The sequence below is a fragment of the Pirellulales bacterium genome, assembly GCA_035546535.1.
GTDB lineage: Bacteria > Planctomycetota > Planctomycetia > Pirellulales > JACPPG01 > JACPPG01.
Map to the genome: position 1 here is coordinate 42,556 of DASZWQ010000143.1, position 18,747 is coordinate 61,302.

The 18,747-nt window shown below is 63.1% G+C and carries 12 protein-coding genes and 1 tRNA gene; 11 read left to right on the plus strand and 2 right to left on the minus strand.

Features of this window, described 5'->3' with window-relative positions; translation table 11 throughout:
• Positions 1-35: 35 nt before the first annotated feature.
• On the minus strand, positions 36-1,154 hold the full coding sequence (locus tag VHD36_17055; protein HVU89036.1) for a PDZ domain-containing protein: 1,119 nt from the start codon (positions 1,152-1,154) through the stop codon (positions 36-38).
• A gap of 216 nt (positions 1,155-1,370) precedes the next feature.
• Here VHD36_17055 and VHD36_17060 point away from each other — a divergent pair, with 216 nt between their 5' ends.
• On the plus strand, positions 1,371-2,276 hold the full coding sequence (locus VHD36_17060) for a GNAT family N-acetyltransferase (GenBank protein HVU89037.1): 906 nt from the start codon (positions 1,371-1,373) through the stop codon (positions 2,274-2,276).
• 538 nt (positions 2,277-2,814) lie between these two features.
• The gene (dnaA, locus tag VHD36_17065) at positions 2,815-4,230 is read left to right on the plus strand and encodes a chromosomal replication initiator protein DnaA (protein HVU89038.1); all 1,416 of its coding nucleotides are present in this window, start codon (positions 2,815-2,817) and stop codon (positions 4,228-4,230) included.
• Between the two features lie 105 nt (positions 4,231-4,335).
• On the opposite strand, the gene VHD36_17070 is transcribed toward dnaA, so the two are convergent.
• A complete protein-coding gene (locus tag VHD36_17070; protein ID HVU89039.1) occupies positions 4,336-5,229 on the minus strand; it encodes a sugar phosphate isomerase/epimerase family protein in 894 nt (297 codons plus the stop codon).
• A 498-nt stretch (positions 5,230-5,727) separates the two neighbouring features.
• On the opposite strand from VHD36_17070, the gene VHD36_17075 reads away from it, so the two are divergent.
• The 9 genes from VHD36_17075 (at position 5,728) to gnd (ending at position 18,612) form a co-directional block, all read left to right on the plus strand.
• Positions 5,728-6,351 (plus strand): sigma-70 family RNA polymerase sigma factor, encoded by a 624-nt coding sequence (locus VHD36_17075; protein HVU89040.1) that lies wholly within the window; start codon positions 5,728-5,730, stop codon positions 6,349-6,351.
• On the plus strand, positions 6,341-9,832 hold the full coding sequence (locus VHD36_17080) for a serine/threonine-protein kinase (GenBank protein HVU89041.1): 3,492 nt from the start codon (positions 6,341-6,343) through the stop codon (positions 9,830-9,832). The genes VHD36_17075 and VHD36_17080 overlap by 11 nt, the downstream gene beginning before the upstream one ends.
• A 150-nt stretch (positions 9,833-9,982) precedes the next feature.
• Positions 9,983-10,765, plus strand: coding sequence for a cyclase family protein (locus tag VHD36_17085; GenBank protein ID HVU89042.1), 783 nt, complete (start codon positions 9,983-9,985; stop codon positions 10,763-10,765).
• Between the two features lie 306 nt (positions 10,766-11,071).
• Positions 11,072-11,142 (plus strand) — tRNA-Gln (locus VHD36_17090).
• A 120-nt stretch (positions 11,143-11,262) separates the two neighbouring features.
• Entirely contained in the window at positions 11,263-13,290 is a 2,028-nt protein-coding gene (locus VHD36_17095; protein HVU89043.1) for a tetratricopeptide repeat protein, read from the plus strand.
• 466 nt (positions 13,291-13,756) lie between these two features.
• Entirely contained in the window at positions 13,757-15,253 is a 1,497-nt protein-coding gene (locus tag VHD36_17100; protein HVU89044.1) for a circularly permuted type 2 ATP-grasp protein, read from the plus strand.
• Positions 15,247-16,233 (plus strand): alpha-E domain-containing protein, encoded by a 987-nt coding sequence (locus tag VHD36_17105; GenBank protein ID HVU89045.1) that lies wholly within the window; start codon positions 15,247-15,249, stop codon positions 16,231-16,233. Before VHD36_17100 ends, VHD36_17105 begins: the two co-directional genes overlap by 7 nt.
• Before the next feature lie 379 nt (positions 16,234-16,612).
• Positions 16,613-17,368, plus strand: coding sequence for a 6-phosphogluconolactonase (gene pgl / locus VHD36_17110; protein ID HVU89046.1), 756 nt, complete (start codon positions 16,613-16,615; stop codon positions 17,366-17,368).
• A 233-nt stretch (positions 17,369-17,601) separates the two neighbouring features.
• Positions 17,602-18,612, plus strand: a complete 1,011-nt coding sequence (gnd, locus tag VHD36_17115; protein HVU89047.1) for a decarboxylating 6-phosphogluconate dehydrogenase — start codon at positions 17,602-17,604, stop codon at positions 18,610-18,612.
• The last annotated feature ends 135 nt before the right edge of the window (positions 18,613-18,747 follow it).

Consider the following 18,747-nt stretch of genomic DNA (forward strand, 5'->3'; position numbering starts at 1 on the left):
GGCGAGGCGCGCGGACAATCGACGCGCAGCGCCGCTTATGGCTCGCCAGGAAGGGCCCGGGCTCTCGACTTCGGCGCCGCTCGGCGCAGTGCCTCTTCCGTTTCGAGAATATCGTCGCGCCGCTTTTCGGCTTTGTCCTGGAGCGCTTCCAACTCGCGTTCCAGCTCGACCACACGCTCCTGAAGCCGGCGGATCGTCTTCCGGGCGTCGTCGATTTCGCTATTGATCGTGGCCATGGGACGGTTACCGCTTCGCCCTGGCCCCGTCGCGGGTGCAGGATCGTCGCGCGCCGGCGACCCGTCGGGGTATTTGGTTACGCGTGGCGGACTGGCGGCAGATGCTTCGGGTGTCACGCTCCGCGTGACTTGCCGACCATCTTCATTCATGGCGAACGCCACAGGCTGTCCGACACGCGCCCGCCCGAGAGCCGCGGCGGCCTCGTCGGGCGAGGCGATCCGCTGCCCGTCGATGGCCAATACCACGGCACCCACCGAAACGCCTGCCTTGGCCGCCGCGGAATTCTTCGTCACACGAGTAACCAATACGCCGACGTCGGCGGGTAAGTTTCGCGCGCGCCGCGCCGCATCATCGATCATTTCCACGCGAATTCCCAGCGGCGCCGGACGGTCCGCCGACCGAATCGCGCCGGTCGACACGGGCGAAGCACCGATCGTTTCGCCGCGCGGCGGTGATGGCCCTAAACGTATTTGCGGGACCGTTGCCGCCGTCGGCGCTTTGGTTCCGAGCACGACTTCGATCGATTGCCGCTGGCCGCCGCGCTCGACGTCGAAGACCACGTGCGTGCCGACCGACATCTGGCGCAGAAGCGCGGCGAAATCGTCCATCGTCGCTACGTTCTTGCCGTGTACGGCCGCGATCTGGTCTCCCACTTGCAGTCCGGCAGCCTCGGCCGGCCCGCCCTCGACAACTTCCACGATCCGAACGCCCTGGCCGGCGCCACGATCATCGGCTTTGATCCCCAGGTATCCCGATTTTTGTGCTGGCGTGCCGGCCGACGGCGCGCCAAGCAGTTCCGGCCCGTTCGTCTCGGGCTCGTGCAACTGCGACTCGGCACGCTGTAGTGCTTGGGCCAGCGCGGCCCGCGGCAGCAATAGCGCCGTGATCGCAACGAGCAGCAGGGTCGTATGTCTCATGGCAAAGACCTCGGCGGGCGGAGAAGCGGTCGACGCGTGCCTCTGCGAGTCTACTTCACGGGATGGGCCTGCAACTTGGATTATAGCGCCGTTTGCGCCCCACGGCCCGACAATAACGAAAATGGAGCCCGGCCGGTCGGTCCAGGGCTCCTATAATGGGTTGCACGGCAGGCGTAACGTTGAGGCACTATGAAACCAGCTGCGAACGAATTCGAAATGCTGCCTGCCCCCGCGTCGCTGCGTCGCGAAGCGCTCGCGATGGTGCTGCGGGAGGTGCCGGCCGTCCGCCGGGAAGCGCACATCGCCGGGCTGTTGGCGGCGGAGCGGGCGGGCCGTGCGGACCTCGGCGGCCTATTCGTCGCGCGGCGAGCCGGTGAGTTGATTGGCGCGGTTTGGGCCCAAGTGCTGCCCGGACGAGTGGCCAGTGTCTGGCCGGCGGTGGTCCAGGAGGGCGTGCCCGACGCGATTTCCGACGGGCTCTTGGCGGCGCTGGTCCAGTGGCTCGGCGGGCAGGAGGTGCGCGTGGCGCAGACTCTCTTGGCGGTCGATGCGTCGCAGCAGCGGGCGCAACTTGCGGCACGCGGCTTTCTGCACCTGGCCGATCTCTTATATATGGTATCCCTGGCCGCGGATTTTCCCGCGCGCGAGCCGGAAACGCGCTTGCAATTCGACGCCGCGATGCCGGCCGAGACCGCGCGGCTTGCCGGGATTCTCGAGCGCACCTACGAACAGACGCTCGACTGTCCGCAACTCAACGACGTGCGCGACGTGAACGACGTATTGGCCGGATATCGGACGTGCGGGACTTTCGATCCCCAGCGGTGGCTGATCGCGCGCACGGGGGCGAGCGACGTGGGCTGTCTATTGCTCACGGATCATGCGGCACTCGATCAATGGGAAATCGTCTACGCGGGGCTCGTGCCCGAGGCGCGCGGTCAGGGTTATGGGCTGATGATGGCGCGTCACGCGCAGCGGCTGTCGCGCGTCGCGGGTCGCGCGCGGCTGGTGCTGGCCGTAGATGCGGCCAACGCGCCGGCTGTCAAGATGTACGAGCGCGCAGGTTTTGTCGTGTGGGATCGTCGCCGCGCGCTTGTGCGGATTTTTCCAGACGGGGGGTCATGAGCGCGCGACACGTGCGTGGGACAACTCTCCGACCAATTGTCAATGATCAATTTTCGCGTCGCCGCGCGCGGAATCGTTTCTGCTGTACTGAACACCACTTGCGACGGCGAAAATTTTCGCGCGCCGCGCGCCGCGCTGTCGTTCGACAGTTTTTCCACGTCTCCGAATCGGGCGCGGAAAATTTTTTTCGTCGCGTGTATGAGCCCTCGATGTGGATTTTTTCCGAGAGTTGTCTGGCTCCTCGCCGCAACGCCGCGCGTGACTTCGCAAAAGCGCTTTGACAGCGGTGCCAGCACACATAGAATCGCACTCTCTCGGGTGACAAGTTCGAATGACAAGCGCGGGTGTTGCTCTTAGCTTTGGCAGCTCGGTAATGACGCGCGGCGGACCACGCCTGGTCCGATCAATCGTCGATCGCGACTGCCTACGTGGGGACAACTCTTAATCTTCTCCCTCCCGGCCCCTGGCCGGGCGCAAATCAACGTCATGAAGGCGGGGTTTGCCTGGGGTAGTGCCGCGCGCACGGGGAACGCAGGAAGTGACCAAGGACGATACGGAGATCGTGTCTGCCGTGCTATCGGCATTGGCGGATAAGGTCGGCAAAGATCGATACGAGATGTGGTTCGGCGACAACGTCCGAGTCACTCTCGCTGCGGACACTCTACGAGTGGCCGTACCCAACCAGTTCTTCCAGGACTGGCTGCGGACGAACTTTCGTCGGCCCATCGAGGAGTCCTGCCAGCAGGCGCTCGGCCGCGATCTGACGGTCTCGTTCCTTATCGAACGTGACCTGGTCCGGCCGCGCCCTGCTACCCCGGGTGCGGCGCCATCCGTCGCCCCGCAGCCGCTGAAGATTGCCAACTGCGACGCGAATTCCGCAAGTTGCCAATCGCCCCCAGCCCCACCATCGCTGGGCCAACGCCGCTTCGCCAACTTCGAGTCGTTCGTCGTCGGAGCGGGCAATCGGCTGGCGGCCACCAGCGCCCAGGAAGTCGCCTCGCAACTCGGGCGCGTCTCGCCCCTGGTGCTGTGTGGCCCCACAGGCGTGGGCAAGACGCACCTCGTGGAAGGAATTTGGACGGCCGCCAAGCGGCGCCATCCGCGGCTGCACGCCGTTTATCTATCGGCCGAGCAATTCACGAGCTACTTCCTCGAGGCCCTGCACACCAGCGGCGTCCCGAATTTCCGCAACAAGTATCGCGGCGTCGATTTGCTGTTGATCGACGACCTGCAATTCTTCGCCGGCAAAAAAGCTACGCTCGGTGAACTGTTGCACACGATCGATGCCCTGTCGCGCGAAGGTCGGCAGTTGGTGTTCACCGCCGACCGATCTCCCGCAGCCCTGGCCGGGCTAGGGCCCGAGCTGGTGACGCGCTTGTCCGCCGGCCTGGTGTGCCGCATCGATCCGCCCGACTATGCGACCCGGCTGGGCATCGTGCGCGGCGAAGCCGCGCGGATGGACATGCGATTGCCCGAAGACGTACTCGCGTTCGTGGCCAAAAGTTTTCGCGATCACGCCCGCGAGTTGCACGGCGCGCTTTTGAAACTGCACGCGACCAGCCGGGCCTTGGGGCGCGAAGTGACGCTCGCGCTGGCTGAGCAGGCGCTGGCCGATTCGGTGACCACGGCCCGGCAGCCCGTGCGCCTGGCTGACGTACGACAGGCGATCTGCGAAGTGTTCGGCATCGATCCGGAAAACCTTTGTTCGTCGCGCCGCACGAGCGCCGTGGCTCACCCGCGCATGCTCGCCATGTGGCTGGCACGGAAACATACGCGGGCGGCCCTGGCCGAGATCGGCGAATTCTTCGGCCAGCGCAGCCATACGACGGTACTCTCGGCCAACAAGAAGATCGGCCAATGGATGAATGATCCACAATCCGTGACGCTGGCCGATCATACGCTGACGCTGGCCGAAGCCGTGCGAAAAGTCGAAGAGCGGCTGCGCGTAGGGTAGAGTCGCGCGCGGCATCTTAAAAGAAAGCAGGATTTTCTCCGCTCAAAGGTCCCACGGGTGGCACTTGTCCACCCGTGAAGCGTTTGGCAACGGCCTTTCCTACGGCTAGCCGATCAATCGTTTGATGTGCGCCAAGCTCTTCGTGGCCGCACTGTCGAGATTCGCTTCGCTCCCCCCGCCGCGCAGGGGCGAGCACATTTCGTAGGCCACGTAGCCCGTGAATCCGCCGGCGCGCAGGCCCGCAAAGAAGGCGGGCAGATCGAGAAAGCCTTCGCCCAGGGGCACGGCGCGCAGGGCGGGCGGATCGAGGCGACGATAGTTCACGATCGCCGGATCGTAGGCAAAACGCTCCTGCCGCACGTAATCCGCGAGCGTCGTCTGCACCATGCGCGGCGCCAGCCGCTCGGCCGCGGAACGCAAATCGCCGCCCGTCAGCGCGACCGACCAGGGATCGAACATGGCCTTGAGATTCGGATGGTTCACCTCGCCGAGCAGCTCTTCATAGGCCTCGACCGCGATGCCGATGTCGTGATGGTTCTGCAGGCCAAGCGTGACGCCGTGTTCGGCCGCGCGATCGGCGGCCTGCCGTAACGCGTCGACGCATTTGCGCCAATCGCTTTGATAATGCTCCGTCACGGGCGAATAACCACTGAAGACGCGCACGATCTTCGCTCCCAGAAGAGCGGCCATCCGTGCGAGGTCGTCGACATAGGCGATCTGCATTTCCACGAGCGGAATGTCGGCGGTCGCGCGGCCGGCCGCGAAATCGGTGTAGCCGGCGATCGTAGCAATTTCGAGGTTCCACCGCGCGGCTTCTTCGCGCACCGCGTCGAGCTTCGCGCGATCGCGATAATCGAGCGGCGCCAGGTGCGGCCGCTTACCGCCGATCTCTACGGCCCGGTAGCCCAGCGCCGCAGCCTTCCGCAGAAACGGAATCAGGTCGAGCGCGTGCTGCCCCCAATAACCGGCGTAGCTGACCGAAAACAAGGTGGGAATCAAAGCAGCCAACCTTCGCGCGAGTGTGACATAAACGTCGATCGAGCCAGCGGCGGCAGCGCGGACGCACTACGAGTTCAAAACACCACCCCGCTCGATCGCACAATCTACGCTCGCCGGTGCGGCCGTGCCACCAGGGGGGAAGACTCGGCAACGTGGCACATAGCGCTTTATGTCGAGCGCTCGCGCGAGTACATCTACCCCCCCGTCCGCAAGCGCAAACCAGCCCCGCCCGCGCGCACCACTGACCGGTGCGGCCAGTGTCGTCGCTGGCAAACGTGCACATCCTTTTCCTATTGGCGGTTTGCGTTAAGAACGTACGCGCTCATTTACAAAAAACGCGAAAATATTTAAGTCATCCTTATATAAACGGCCCCCCTTGTATCCTTTCTTAATCCTACCACTTGAATCCGCCCGCCGGCGTGTCGATACTGGTCCGGGCATGCCGCAAGCTGGTCATTCAGCGACCGCTCATCCTTTTGAATCCTGCGGGTCACGGCGATGCGTTCCGAGCCAGTCCGCTCCAGCCGGTCGTTCCGGTCACTTTTCAAGGCCGCCGCCGGGGGCTCGTCCGAGGCCGTGGGGCAATTGCTCGAAACCTGCCGCACGTACCTGGCATTGATCGCGGCCGAAGAATTGGAGCGCGATTTGCGCGTGAAGATCGCGCCCAGCGATCTGGTGCAAGAGACGTTCGTCGTCGCGCAGCGAGAGTTCGCGCGATTCGACGGGAACGAGCGCGACGCCTTAATGGCGTGGCTGCGCGGCATCCTGCTCAACAAGCTGCAAGAAGCCCGGCGACGTTTTCGCGCTCGCAAACGACAGATTCAGCGGGAAGTGCCGCTGAATGGCATGAAAAGCACGGCGCGACAGATGCGCGAACGAGCGAGCCGAGCCCAGTCGCCCAGCCGTCATGCGGCCGCCCGTGAAGAAGCCGACCGCATCTCGCGGGCGTTGTCTGGTCTGTCTCCCGACTATCAGCTCGTGATTCAACTGCGCAATTGGAAGCTGCTGAGCTTCGTAGAGATTGGCCGCCAGATGGGTCGTACGACGGGCGCGGCCCGGGCTCTGTGGGTGCGAGCGCTCGAGCAATTGTCAAAAGCCTTGGAGTCGCGCGATGGCAAATGATCGAGAAAAGACCGGCACCGAAGAAGTTTATCAAGATGACGTCAGCGCGGGTGACATTGGCGCCGCGCTCGAGGCACTGCACACGCGTCTGACGACCGGCGGCGATTGTGAGACGCCGTCGCTCGCCGGGCTTAATGCCGAGGAGCTGTTGCGCGTGATGCGCTTGCAAGAGCGGCTGGTACAACTGGAACATGCGAGAGTAGCAGAGGATGACAACTCGGCCGAGATGATCGGTCCGCTGAACGTTGCGCCGCGCGACAGCACGCAAACCAACCCTTTTGGTAACGCCGAAACGCCGCGCCCGGCGGCCGATTCGCGCGGCGTCGCGAGTGCCGAGGCCCTGGCGGCCTTCGAACACACGGCAATCCCCGCCGCGAGCAATACGGCGAACCGCGGCGTGATCGGCCGCTTCGAAGTGCTGCGCGTGCTGGGGCGCGGTGGGCAAGGGTTGATGCTGCTGGCGAACGATCCGGTGCTGGGGCGCAAAGTGGCGCTCAAGGTCCCCTGGTCCGAAACGCTGATTACGCCGCAGTTGCGACGGCGCTTTTTGCGCGAGGCGCGGGCCGTGGCCCGGCTCACGCATCCGCACATCGTACCGGTGTACGAAGTCGGCGAGCTGGGGCCGATCTGCTTCATCGCCAGCGCCTTCGTTGAAGGGCCCAGCCTTGCCGAACGGCTCGAGTCGCGAAACGCCCCACTCAGCCCGCACCAGGCGGCGGCAATCGTGGCCGACCTGGCCGATGCGATTCAATATGCTCACAGCCAAGGTGTGCTGCACCGCGACTTGAAGCCGGCCAATGTGCTGCTCGAAGCACACTCTCTCGAAGAAGCGGGGAGGGGCGCCTCGTGGGTGGCCAAGCTCACCGATTTCGGCCTGGCCAAGATTCTCGACCTGGCTGGCGATGAAACGCGCTCAGGCGCACTGATCGGCACGCCGGCTTACATGTCGCCTGAACAGGCCAAGGCGGATCATGCGCAAGTCGGGCCGGCCAGTGACGTCTATTCCTTGGGCGCGATTCTGTATGAGCTGCTGACGGGCTGCGCAGCGTTTCGCGCCGAATCCGAGGCCGAGACATTGCGACGCGTGATCATGGAGCCGGCCGCCTCGACGCGGCGCTTGAGAGCGGATGTGCCGGCCGATCTGGACGCGATCTGTTTGAAATGCCTGGAGAAAGATCCGGCCAGTCGTTACGCGAGCGCGGCGGACTTCGCCGCCGACTTGCGCCGATACCTGGCCGGCGAACCGACGCATGCGCGGCCGTTGTCGGCCGCCGCGCGCCTCACACGCTGGGCCGGGCGCAATCGCCGCGTGGCGGCGCTACTGGGGCTGGTGGCCGTACTGCTGGTGGGCATGACCGGCATCTCGACCGTGGCGGCAATTCGCATCAACGACGCCCGCCGCAACGCCGAACAGCATGTCGTCGAGTTGACCAAACGCGACGCGTTTGCGCGGGAGCAAGTGAACGTAGCGCAGTTTAATCGGGCATACGTGACCGGCGACTTGGTTATTGGCAGGCGCGTCATTGACGATCTGAGGCAGGATGGCCACCGGCTGGATGAATTCGAATGGCGGCTTCTCAAAGAAAAACTGCGCGGGCACGTCGGGGCGATTGACCGCCCCGGCACGAACGAGGCAGTTATCTCGCTTGTCTATGCGCCGGACGGTCGAGCCCTCGTCGCTGGAACCGATAAAGGCAACCTGTTCACGTGGAATGCCCGCACACTGGAGCCACTTGGCGTGACCAAGGCCCATGATGTGTGCGTGAACTCGATCCACTTATCGCCCGATGGCGAAATGGCGGCCACGACGAGTTGCGACAAGCTGGTCAAGCTATGGAACACCAAGTCATGGGAATGCGTTGGAGAGCTTGTTGGACATACGCATGAGGTAGGAGCCTGTGCCTTCTCGCCGGACGGGAAGCTGCTAGTTTCAGGAACGCGCCAACAGGACAATCAGCGCGTCCCTGCTGGAGAATTCCGCTTATGGGACGTCGCGACTCGCGAGTGTTTATCCGAGTGGCGTTGTGAACTCAACACTGTGTATGGGATGTCGTTCATCAACGACCGTGCGGTGGTCGCTTGCTTTCGGGATGGCGAGATTCTGCAATGGGATATTTCAACGCGACCACCGCAGTCGACAGAGGTGAGCTTTGACACGCCCACTTTACTGCAACGTCCAGAAATCGCGGAAAGGTCATTTACGAAAAACACTCTTATACCGTCGGCGGATCGCCGTTACCTGGCATTTTTCGATGGCTTCGGCGAGGCATGGTCGCCGACGTGGAACAAGCTGATGCTCGTCGATTTGGGCTCCGGCGAAACTCGTAAGCTGGCTGAGGGTCGATACGAACGCGCGATCGGCGCGTTTTCGCCCGACTCGCGCTTGCTGGCCGCGGTCGCAAACGAAGATTCGCCCCGCATCTATTCGACGACAACGGGTAGTTTATTACATGACTTCGGGCCCGGTCGTCGCGGAGCACTCGCGTTTTCCGCCGATGGGCGATCATTGGCGATCTCCCGGTGGAATGGGCCGATCAATATTCACGACATCACGGTTCCGAATGAAATCCATCACCGGCTCCCCGGAGGCAGAGTCACCATATGCCCGGACACGCGGCACGTGTTTTGTTCCTTCGGCGATGAATCCCGGTTGGAAATCTATGACTTAGTGACCGGCCAGTGCATCAGCGAGAGGCAGCCCACCAAGGGCCATAGCGTGGGGCTGGATGCGATCTCGCCCAATGAGCGGCGGGCTAGTTACAACGGAAACTTGTCCGGAAAACCGGCGGTTGCCGTGGTGGACCTGGAGAATCCGAACGGCGTGATGACCCTCGGTCCGCGGCACGGTGCCCCGATTTTTCTTGCCGATGATTTGCTCGCCGTTGAGTCAACCAGCGACGTGAAAACATACGACCTACGAACTGGCGAAATCGTCAAGCAATTTCCATTTCCGGAAGAACTAGTAGGTGAGTACGGCGCAATATTGGACGCGATTCCCAATGGAAGAAGGATAGGCATTGCTTTTCATAGGGACATTCCCGACAGCGTGTTCATATTGGACACGGATGACGGTTCTTGGCTCGGCATTGCGCACCACTACCGAAACGTGCGGCTGTCGCGCGACGGCAAATACGTGGCGGCGTTTGACGGCGACACCGGCATCCAAATCAGTGATGCCGAGACCGGTGCAAAGCTTCAAGAGGTGCTCGTTCCCACGCGTCATGTGGTCTCGGCGGACTTTTCGCCTGACAGCCGCACGCTGGCGGGCGTTTGCAGCGATGGCACCCTGCGGCTGTGGCGAGTTACTACCGGCCAAGAGCTTTGTACGCTCGCAAAATTCGCAGAGAGGCCCGAATATTGCCGCTTTTCGAGCGACGGATCAACGCTGATCGCATCGGCCGGCCATGGCGGCGAAAACGGAGAATGGGACGTTTTCGTCTTCATAGCCGCGCCGGAGCGAGAGAATTGCGAACAGCAGTAGGTCCATCGGTCGGGATGTTTGAATTCTTTACCGCGGTTTGACGTCCCCTTCTTGCCGCGCGCGCAAAGGTCCGATTGTTAGCGTTGCGGACGCCGCTACGCGCGCCCCCGCGGTTCGTTTACATTGTCGGCACGGAGGAGAACGCCCGACATGTTCGACCGTGTGCGGATCATTGATCTCAGCGTGGCGCTCGCGCATCAAGCGGCGAGCGAACCGCTGCCGGCGTCGATACGCTACATCGACCATGCCGGCGAAGGTTTGCAGCAGATGCGGCATTTTTTCGGTGTTACGCCCGACGACCTCGTTTATTCCCAGGGACAGGGCTGGGCCATCGAGGAAATCCACGCCATCACGCACACGGGCACGCACGTCGATGCTCCTTATCATTACGGCGCCACGAGCGAAGGAAAGCCGGCCCGCACCATCGACCAGGTGCCGCTCGAGTGGTGCTTTGCGCCGGGCGTCGTGATCGACGTGCGGCACGTCCCCACCGGCTCGGCGATTACCGTACACGACCTCGAACAAGCACTGGAAAAGATCGACTATCAGTTGCGGCCGCGCGACATCGTGCTCTTGCACACCGGGGCCGACAAGCGCATCGACACGCCTGAGTACTTCGCCCAGCCCGGGCTTGATCGGGCCAGCACGCTGTGGCTGGTCGAGCAGGGAGTGCGCGTGATCGGCATTGACGCGTATACGCTCGATCGCCCGTTCGCGGCCATGATCGAAGATTTTCGCCGCACGAAGGACGGGCGGGCCATCTGGCCGGCGCACTTCGCAGGCATCACGCGCGAGTATTGCCAGATCGAGAAGCTGGCCAATCTCGACCTGATCCCGCGGCCGCACGGATTTCACGTCTCGTGCTTGCCGGTGAAGATCGAGCGGGCCAGCGCCGGCTGGTGCCGGGCGGTGGCGCTGGTGCCCGAGAATTAGGGCGCGTGATTCCCCTTCCTGACAGGGAGGGGCCAGGGGAGGGTAACGGCCATCCGCGCGGGACGAGTTTGAGCCTCGTGAAGACTGATGCACCATTAACTTGCGCGTCCACTCGGATCGAACGCTTCCCCCTCACCCTGCCCTCTCTCTCTCTCCGAGGCGAGAGGGGTGCAATTAGCGGCTCGCGCCGGGCGCGGCTGCCGGCCTTGACTCGTTTTCCAGGCCCCTCTAGTCTTTGAAAGGTCACAATCGACGGGCCGGTCCACGGTATTGTTGCTCCGGTCCGCCGATTTTAGGGAGCGATTCTGGGGAATGGTGTAACGGTAGCACGACTGGCTCTGGACCAGTTAGTCTAGGTTCAAATCCTAGTTCCCCAGCTTTGTCAGAAACCAGGCCTCGCAGCGGAGTTTTCGAACGCGGCGAGGCTTTTTCGCGCGCTGCGGCGGATGTTGCGCCGTGGCGCTCGTCTTGTGCAGCCCTCCGGCGAGGTTCGATCGATGGCTCGTGTTCCGGCGCACAGTAAGAGCCGCGCGAAGGCCGCGCGGCCGCCGGAAGAAGCCCGGCTGCCCGCGAAGACATCGCGCTGGCAGACAGTCGCGGCCGGCGCGGCGCTGGTGGCCATGGTGCTCGTCAGCTACGCGTACGCCTTGCGCTGCGACTTCATCTGGGACGACGACGCGTACGTCACCAAGAATCACACGCTGGAATCGCTCGATGGTTTGCGGCGCATCTGGTCCGAGCTGGGAGCGGTCCCGCAGTATTATCCGCTCGTTCACACCACGTTTTGGATCGAGCGGCATTTGTGGGGACTCAATCCGCTCGGATTTCACGCGGTGAATATCGCGCTGCACGCGGCCAGTGCGTTCCTGGTGTGGCGGCTGCTTCTGCGGCTCGAGGTGCCCGGGGCCTGGCTCGCGGCGGCGCTCTTCGCCGTGCACCCGGTCGAGGTCGAATCGGTCGCCTGGATCACCGAGCGAAAGAACGTCTTATCGCTGCCGCTGGCTCTGCTTTCGCTACTGGCTTATTTGCGCTTCGCACCGTTAAGCCCTACGGAGAACATTCGTGCGACTGCGTCCGTCCCGTGGAATTGGCGCTGGTACACGGTATCATTCGCGCTCTTCGTGGCGGCGGCTTTGAGCAAGACCGTGGTCGTGACGCTGCCGGCCGTTGTGCTGGTAATCATCTGGTGGAAGCGGGGCCGCATCGCGATCGCCGACGTGCTGCCGCTGGTTCCCTTCTTTGCGGCCGGCATCGGGCTGGGGCTCGTCACCGTGTGGATGGAAAAGAATTTTGTCGGCGCCGCCGGCGAAGAATGGTCGCTCACGCCCATGGATCGCCTGCTCTTGGCCGGGCGCGTGTTGTGGTTTTACGCCGCGAAGCTGGCCTGGCCTTACCCGCTGGCGTTTTTCTATCCGCGGTTTTCGATCGATGCGCACGTGTGGTGGCAATACTTGTTTCCGCTGGCCGGCGTCGCGGTCATCATCGCGCTGTGGCAATCGCGAGAGCGGATCGGGCGCGGGCCGCTGGCGGCGGTACTGATTTTCGCCGGCGTGCTGACACCGGCGCTCGGTTTTTTCGACGTTTACCCGTTTCGCTTTTCGTTCGTGGCCGACCATTTTCAGTATCACGCGGGCATCGCGCTTTTGGCGCTGGCGGCCGCGGGGCTAGCGCCGCTGCTCGAGCGCGCCGCGCAGGCGCGAAGAGGCGCCCGATTCCTCTTCTCGTCGCTGCTGCTATTGCCGTTGGCCGTTCTGACGTTCTGCCAGACATTCATCTATTTCGACTTGGAAACTCTTTACGCCGACACGATCGCCAAGAACCCAACCAGTTGGACCGCTTACGCCAACCTGTCGATGCATTTCATCACCGTGGGACGCAAGCGAGAGGCGTACGCGCTGGCCGAGCGCGCGCTCGAACTTGCGCCCGACGACTCGGTAACTAACGGAAACCTGGCGGCGCTCTTGTTGGCCGACGTGGTCCAAGGGAACGACGACGATGACAAGCTGGGCCGCGCCACGAAGTATTTCGAAAAGTCGGTGAAGCTGACACCCGAGAATATCCCCTCGCGCAAAGGGTTGGGCTACGCGCTGATGAAGTCGGGACGCTATGCCGAGGCCGAACAGCAACTGGTCCCCGCGCTCGAAGCCATGCCTGATGATGCCAATGCCCTGTACGCACTTGGCATGGTGCGCTTCGGGCAGGGGCGATTCCAAGAAGCGGCCGATCTACTCCAACAATCGCTCCGCAAAGAACCGGCCGACATCGACACGCACCGCGCGCTGGCGGACGTGTGGCAGAAGCTAGGACGAAATGCCGAAGCGGCGACCGAGCACCGGACCGTCGCCGAAATGGCCAAGGCCCGGGCCGCGATCCTGGCTGACGCCGGCGAGCGTTACCTGGAGCGTGGGCACCTCGAGCAAGCCACCGCTGCGTTTGCCCGCGCCCTGTACCTGGATCCGACCGACACCAAGGCGCGCGACGGGCTCGAGCGCGCGGAACGTGCTGCGAGAGATTTCCGTCCCTAAACGCGCTTGGCGCCATGGTCGACTCGCGAACCGGGACGGCTTGCCCCTGCAAACGCGGCTCGGGTCGGCACTGTCAAGCTGGCGTCGACAGCGCAAGGCTGCCTGCTGCGGCGGATATTTTCCGGCGTTTTCCCATTCTGCGCGTCTTGCCTTTCAACGGCTGCTGGCTTTGCTATACTCAGGCTTCGTGGCAGGATTTCCGCGTCATTGGCTTGCTTTCGCACGCCGGCCGAGTGACGCGAGTCGGCGGCCCATGCCGATATCCAATCCGGCCACTTCGCATCGCCCGCCCGAGCTTCCTGCTTGGGGACCTCTAACTGCGCCCTAGACTTGTGCGTGGCCGAGGGTCCGCATCCCGGGCAAGCTCAGGGTTCAAGGAATGAGATCGGTATTCTCCCGCAGCACACGACGTCGACGCGGCGGATCATCCGATCGCGCGGCTTGCAAGACCGGAGGATTTCCGCAGATGCGTTTCGATGCGTACGACACCGGCAGTTTTTACGACGAGATGTTCGAATCGGGCGGCCAGCCCCGCACTGGCGCCGCCTTGCTCGTGCAAAAGATCGAGGCTCTCAGCCTGCACGAGATCAAGAATTGCCAGCAGGCCGCCGAGTTGGCCCTCTTGAACATGGGCATCACCTTCAATGTCTACGGCCACGAGGCCGGCACCGAAAAGGTGTGGCCCTTCGACATCGTCCCGCGCATCATCGAAGCGCACGAGTGGGAGCGCATCGAGAAAGGGCTGCGGCAGCGCATCACGGCCCTGAACCTGTTCATCGACGACGTCTACCACGATCAAAAGATCGTCCGCGACGGCGTCGTGCCCGAAGAGCTCTTGCACTCGGGCAAGTGCTACCTGGCCCCCTGTGCCGGCTTGAACCCGCCGCGCGGCGTGTGGTGCCACATTTCGGGCATCGACCTGGTGCGCGACGCCGACGGCAGCTTCTACGTGCTGGAAGACAACATGCGCTGCCCGTCGGGTGTGTCGTATGTGCTGGAAAATCGCGAAGTCATGAAACGCACCTTTCCGCAAGTCTTCGAAGGGCTGTGCGTCCGCCCGGTCGACGACTACCCGGACCGGCTGCTGGAAACGCTGCAATACGTGGCGCCCGAGGGCGTGCAAAACCCGGTGGTGGCGCTCCTGACGCCGGGCGTGTACAACTCGGCCTATTTCGAGCATTCGTTCCTGGCGCAGCAGATGGGGATCGAGCTGGTCACCGGCTCGGACCTGGTGGTCAGCGAAGGCTACGTCTTCATGCGCACCACGCACGGCCTGCGCCGCGTGGACGTCATCTATCGCCGTATCGACGACGATTTCCTCGACCCGCGCGAGCTGCGCTCCGATTCGCTTTTGGGCGTGCCGGGCCTGCTGGACGTGTATCGCAATGGCCGCGTGGCCTTGGCCAACGCTCCCGGCACCGGCATCGCCGATGACAAGGCCGTGTACGCGTATGTGCCCGAGATCATCCGCTACTACCTGGGCGAAGACGCGCTACTGTCGAATGTGCCGACCTTCGTCTGCTCGGACGACAAACATCGCGAGCACGTGCTGGCGAACCTCGACAAGTTCGTGGTAAAAGAAGCCAATGGGTCGGGCGGGTACGGCATGCTGATGGGCCCGATGGCCTCGAAGAGCGAGCGCGACAAGTTCCGCGATCTGATCTCGCACGAGCCGCGCAAATATATCGCTCAGCCGATGCTGTCGATCAGCCGCGTGCCCACGATCGTCGACGAGACGTTCGAAGGGCGCCACGTCGATCTGCGACCGTACATCTTGTACGGCAAGGACATTTACGTGCTGCCGGGCGGCTTGACCCGCGTGGCGCTGGAAAAGGGCTCGATGGTCGTAAACAGCTCGCAAGGCGGCGGCAGCAAGGATACCTGGGTGCTGGGCACCCGCGCCGAAGACGGTTACCCGCACAACGCAGCGCCTACGGCCGTGCCGGCGGAGGCCACATGCTGAGCCGGGTCGCCGATTCGATCTTTTGGATGAACCGCTACATCGAGCGGGCCGAAAACGTCGCGCGGTTCATCGAGGTGAACCTGCACCTGACGCTCGGCCTCACGAACAACGGCTTCGCCAATCAGTGGGAGCCGCTGGTCACCACAACGGGCGATCACGACCAATTCATCGAGCGTTACGGAGTCGCCACGCAAAAGAACGTGATCGACTTCCTGACGTTCGACAAGGACAACCCGAACTCGATCGTCTCCTGTCTGCGTGCGGCGCGCGAAAACGCCCGCAGCGTCCGCGAGATCATCTCCTCGGCCATGTGGCTGGAGCTGAACAAGTTTTATCTCATGGTGCGCGGCGCCTCGCACAACTGGTCGATGTCGCGAGCCCATGATTTTTTCGATCAGATCATCACCAGCAGCCATTTGCTGGCCGGTATCACCGACGCCACGATGTCGCACGGCGAAGCGTGGCATTTCGCCCGGATGGGATTGCTCCTGGAGCGAGCCGACAAGACGTCGCGCATCCTGGACGTGAAATACTTCATCCTGCTTCCCACGATTCGCGACGTGGGAACGCCGCTCGATACCATCCAGTGGGCCGCGCTGTTGAAATCGGCAAGCGCCCTGGAGATGTATCGCAAAAGCCGCGGACGGATCACGCCCAGCTCGGTCGTCGATTTTCTGATTCTCGATCGGCACTTTCCGCGATCGATCCGTTTCTGCCTGTTAGGGGCCGAGGACTCGCTGCACCGCATCACCGGCAGCGATCACGGCACGTTCGCCAATCCGGCCGAGCAACGGCTGGGCCGCCTGCGGGCCGAACTCGATTACACGCAAGTCAGCGATATCATCAACCAGGGGCTGCACGAGTACCTCGACCAGTTCCAGACCAAGCTCAACCTGGTCGGAGAAGGCATCTCGGAAACCTTCTTCGCCCCGCAGCCCGTTGCCGCCCCTGCTATGATGCGCGAGCGGCAGTATCAGTAGCCGTTAAAAAGTTGGCAGATGGCAGTGAAGAAGTAGTCAGTAGCCGGGTCAGTAGCCGGTAGGCAGTAGTCAGTAAGTAACGCGCGCCGTTGTGACACCAGTTAGCCGCCGGACTCGCCCGGCGGTCTTCACCGACTCGCGTCTGCGAGCAGAAACGTGCATGCGCTACCGGCCTGTCCCACCCGTGCCGCGTCGGTGCCGGCGCATGATAAGATGCCCCTGCGGCGAATAACGGTCGTCCATTCCAGCCCGAAGCGCTAGCGAGGGACTTTTTCCGCTCGACAAAAACCCTCGCTGGCGCTTCGGGCTATTGTTCGATCGTCGTCTCGCAGGTCGAGGCCTCACGGTCGTGTTTTTTTCAACGTCGCGGCAATTGGTCATGAACCTCGAAATTCAAGTGATGGCCGATGCCGATGAGTTGGCGGCTGCCGCCGCGCGGCAGATCGTGGATATCGCGGCCCGATCGATCGCCGCTCGTGGCCAGTTCACGATGGCCCTCGCCGGCGGTCACACGCCGGAAAAAACGTACGGATTACTCACGCGCGCTCCGCTAGCCGGCACAATCGATTGGGCCAGGTCGTGGCTTTTCTTCGGCGACGAGCGGTTTGTGCCACTCGACGACGCCCGCAGCAACTACGCGATGGCACGCCGGGCGCTCTTGGAAGCCGCGCCAATTCCCGCGGATCACGTGTTCCCCGCGCCAACTGATCGCGCTACGCCGGCCGCCAGCGCCGCAAAATACCAGCGGCAATTGGCCGGTTTTTTCAGTTTGCCCGAGAGTGGGCCGCCGCCGATTTTTGATTTGATTCTGCTCGGCCTGGGGGACGACGGTCATACCGCGTCATTATTTCCGGGCGCCGCGGCTCTGCAGGAAAAGACGGCGTGGGTGACTTCGAGTCCGCCGGGCGTGTTGCCGCCGCCGGTCGACCGGGTGACGTTCACGTTTCCCACGCTCAATGCTGCGCGGCACGTAATGTTTCTCGTCTCGGGCGCCAATAAAGCCGAAGCAGTGCGCGACGTGCTGGACAATCATGCACCGCTCGAGCGACGCCCGGCTGCCGGCGTGCTGCCGGAATATGGTACGCTAACGTGGCTGTTGGACGAGCCCGCTGCCAGGTCGCTGCGGAAACGCTAGCGTGTTGTCCACGCGACGACGTTGCAAATCGTTCTGCACTGCTGGAAAAGCCACCAGCGGCACGCCGAGCGCTCTTCTCGCGGACGCTAGTCTGGTGAGGAGCGCCGGGCGAGCCCGGCGGCTAAATATGGATCACAACAACGCGTACTTCTTCACTCACTACCGGCTACCGACGTCCTTCTTCACTGCCCGCTGCCGACTGCCTTCTGCCCACTTTTCAAAAGGAGAATCCCATGCAACTTGGAATGATTGGTCTTGGCCGCATGGGGGCGAACATGGTCCGCCGCTTGCTCAAGGGGGGGCACCAGTGCGTGGTCTACGACCGCAATGCCGAAGCCGTGCAGCAGTTGGCCAAGGAAGGTGCCACGCCCGCCACGTCGATCGATGAATTTCTCAACAAGCTTTCCGCGCCGCGGGCCGTGTGGTTGATGGTGCCAGCCGCGGTCGTGGAAAGTTCGGTCAAGGACCTGGCAGGCCGACTCGCCAAGGACGACATTCTGATCGACGGCGGCAATTCGTATTACATCGACGACATGCGACGTGCGGCCGACCTCGCGCCGAAGGGAATTCATTACGTCGACGTCGGAACCTCGGGCGGCGTGTGGGGGCTGGAGCGCGGCTATTGCATGATGATCGGTGGACCGAACGCGGCCGTGACCCGGCTTGACCCGATCTTTAAAACGCTGGCGCCGGGCATTGGTTCGATCGACCGGACGCCAGGGCGCGAAAAGCTCGGCGGCACCGCCGAGCAGGGCTATCTGCACTGCGGACCGTCGGGCGCGGGCCACTTCGTCAAAATGGTTCACAACGGCATCGAGTACGGCATCATGGCCGCCTACGCCGAAGGGCTGAATATCTTGAAGCAGGCCAATGTTGGCAAACGCACCCGCGAAGTCGACGCCGAGACGACGCCGCTGCGCCATCCCGAGCACTACCAGTTCGACTTGAACCTGCCGGACGTGGCCGAAGTTTGGCGGCGCGGTAGCGTGATCGCCTCGTGGCTGTTGGACCTCACGGCCGCGGCGCTGGCCAAGGATCCGCAACTGGCAAAGTTCACCGGCCACGTGTCCGACTCGGGCGAAGGGCGGTGGACGATCCTGGCCGCCATCGAAGAGGGAGCGCCCGCCCCGGTGCTCAGCACCGCTCTGTATCAGCGCTTCACGTCGCGCGGCGACGACGAATTCGCCGACAAGCTGCTCTCGGCCATGCGCTACGAATTCGGCGGACACCTGGAAAAGAAATGACAGTAGTGCCAAGTTTGGCGGATTGATATAGGTGAACGCAAGGCTCCTCTTGTACATGACTTGTGTCCAGCAGGTCACTTCCAAGGAGGGAGCCATGCGTTCAAGGGTGAGTCATACCATAACGAGCCAGGATGT

Excerpts from the sequence above, each read along its gene's own strand:
- VHD36_17055 (HVU89036.1), bottom strand. The coding sequence starts at position 1,154 with ATGAGACATACGACCCTGCTGCTCGTTGCGATCACGGCGCTATTGCTG.
- VHD36_17060 (HVU89037.1), top strand. The coding sequence starts at position 1,371 with ATGCTGCCTGCCCCCGCGTCGCTGCGTCGCGAAGCGCTCGCGATGGTG.
- VHD36_17075 (HVU89040.1), top strand. The coding sequence starts at position 5,728 with ATGCGTTCCGAGCCAGTCCGCTCCAGCCGGTCGTTCCGGTCACTTTTC.
- VHD36_17080 (HVU89041.1), top strand. The coding sequence starts at position 6,341 with ATGGCAAATGATCGAGAAAAGACCGGCACCGAAGAAGTTTATCAAGAT.
- VHD36_17085 (HVU89042.1), top strand. The coding sequence starts at position 9,983 with ATGTTCGACCGTGTGCGGATCATTGATCTCAGCGTGGCGCTCGCGCAT.
- VHD36_17095 (HVU89043.1), top strand. The coding sequence starts at position 11,263 with ATGGCTCGTGTTCCGGCGCACAGTAAGAGCCGCGCGAAGGCCGCGCGG.
- VHD36_17100 (HVU89044.1), top strand. The coding sequence starts at position 13,757 with ATGCGTTTCGATGCGTACGACACCGGCAGTTTTTACGACGAGATGTTC.
- VHD36_17105 (HVU89045.1), top strand. The coding sequence starts at position 15,247 with ATGCTGAGCCGGGTCGCCGATTCGATCTTTTGGATGAACCGCTACATC.
- pgl (HVU89046.1), top strand. The coding sequence starts at position 16,613 with ATGAACCTCGAAATTCAAGTGATGGCCGATGCCGATGAGTTGGCGGCT.
- gnd (HVU89047.1), top strand. The coding sequence starts at position 17,602 with ATGCAACTTGGAATGATTGGTCTTGGCCGCATGGGGGCGAACATGGTC.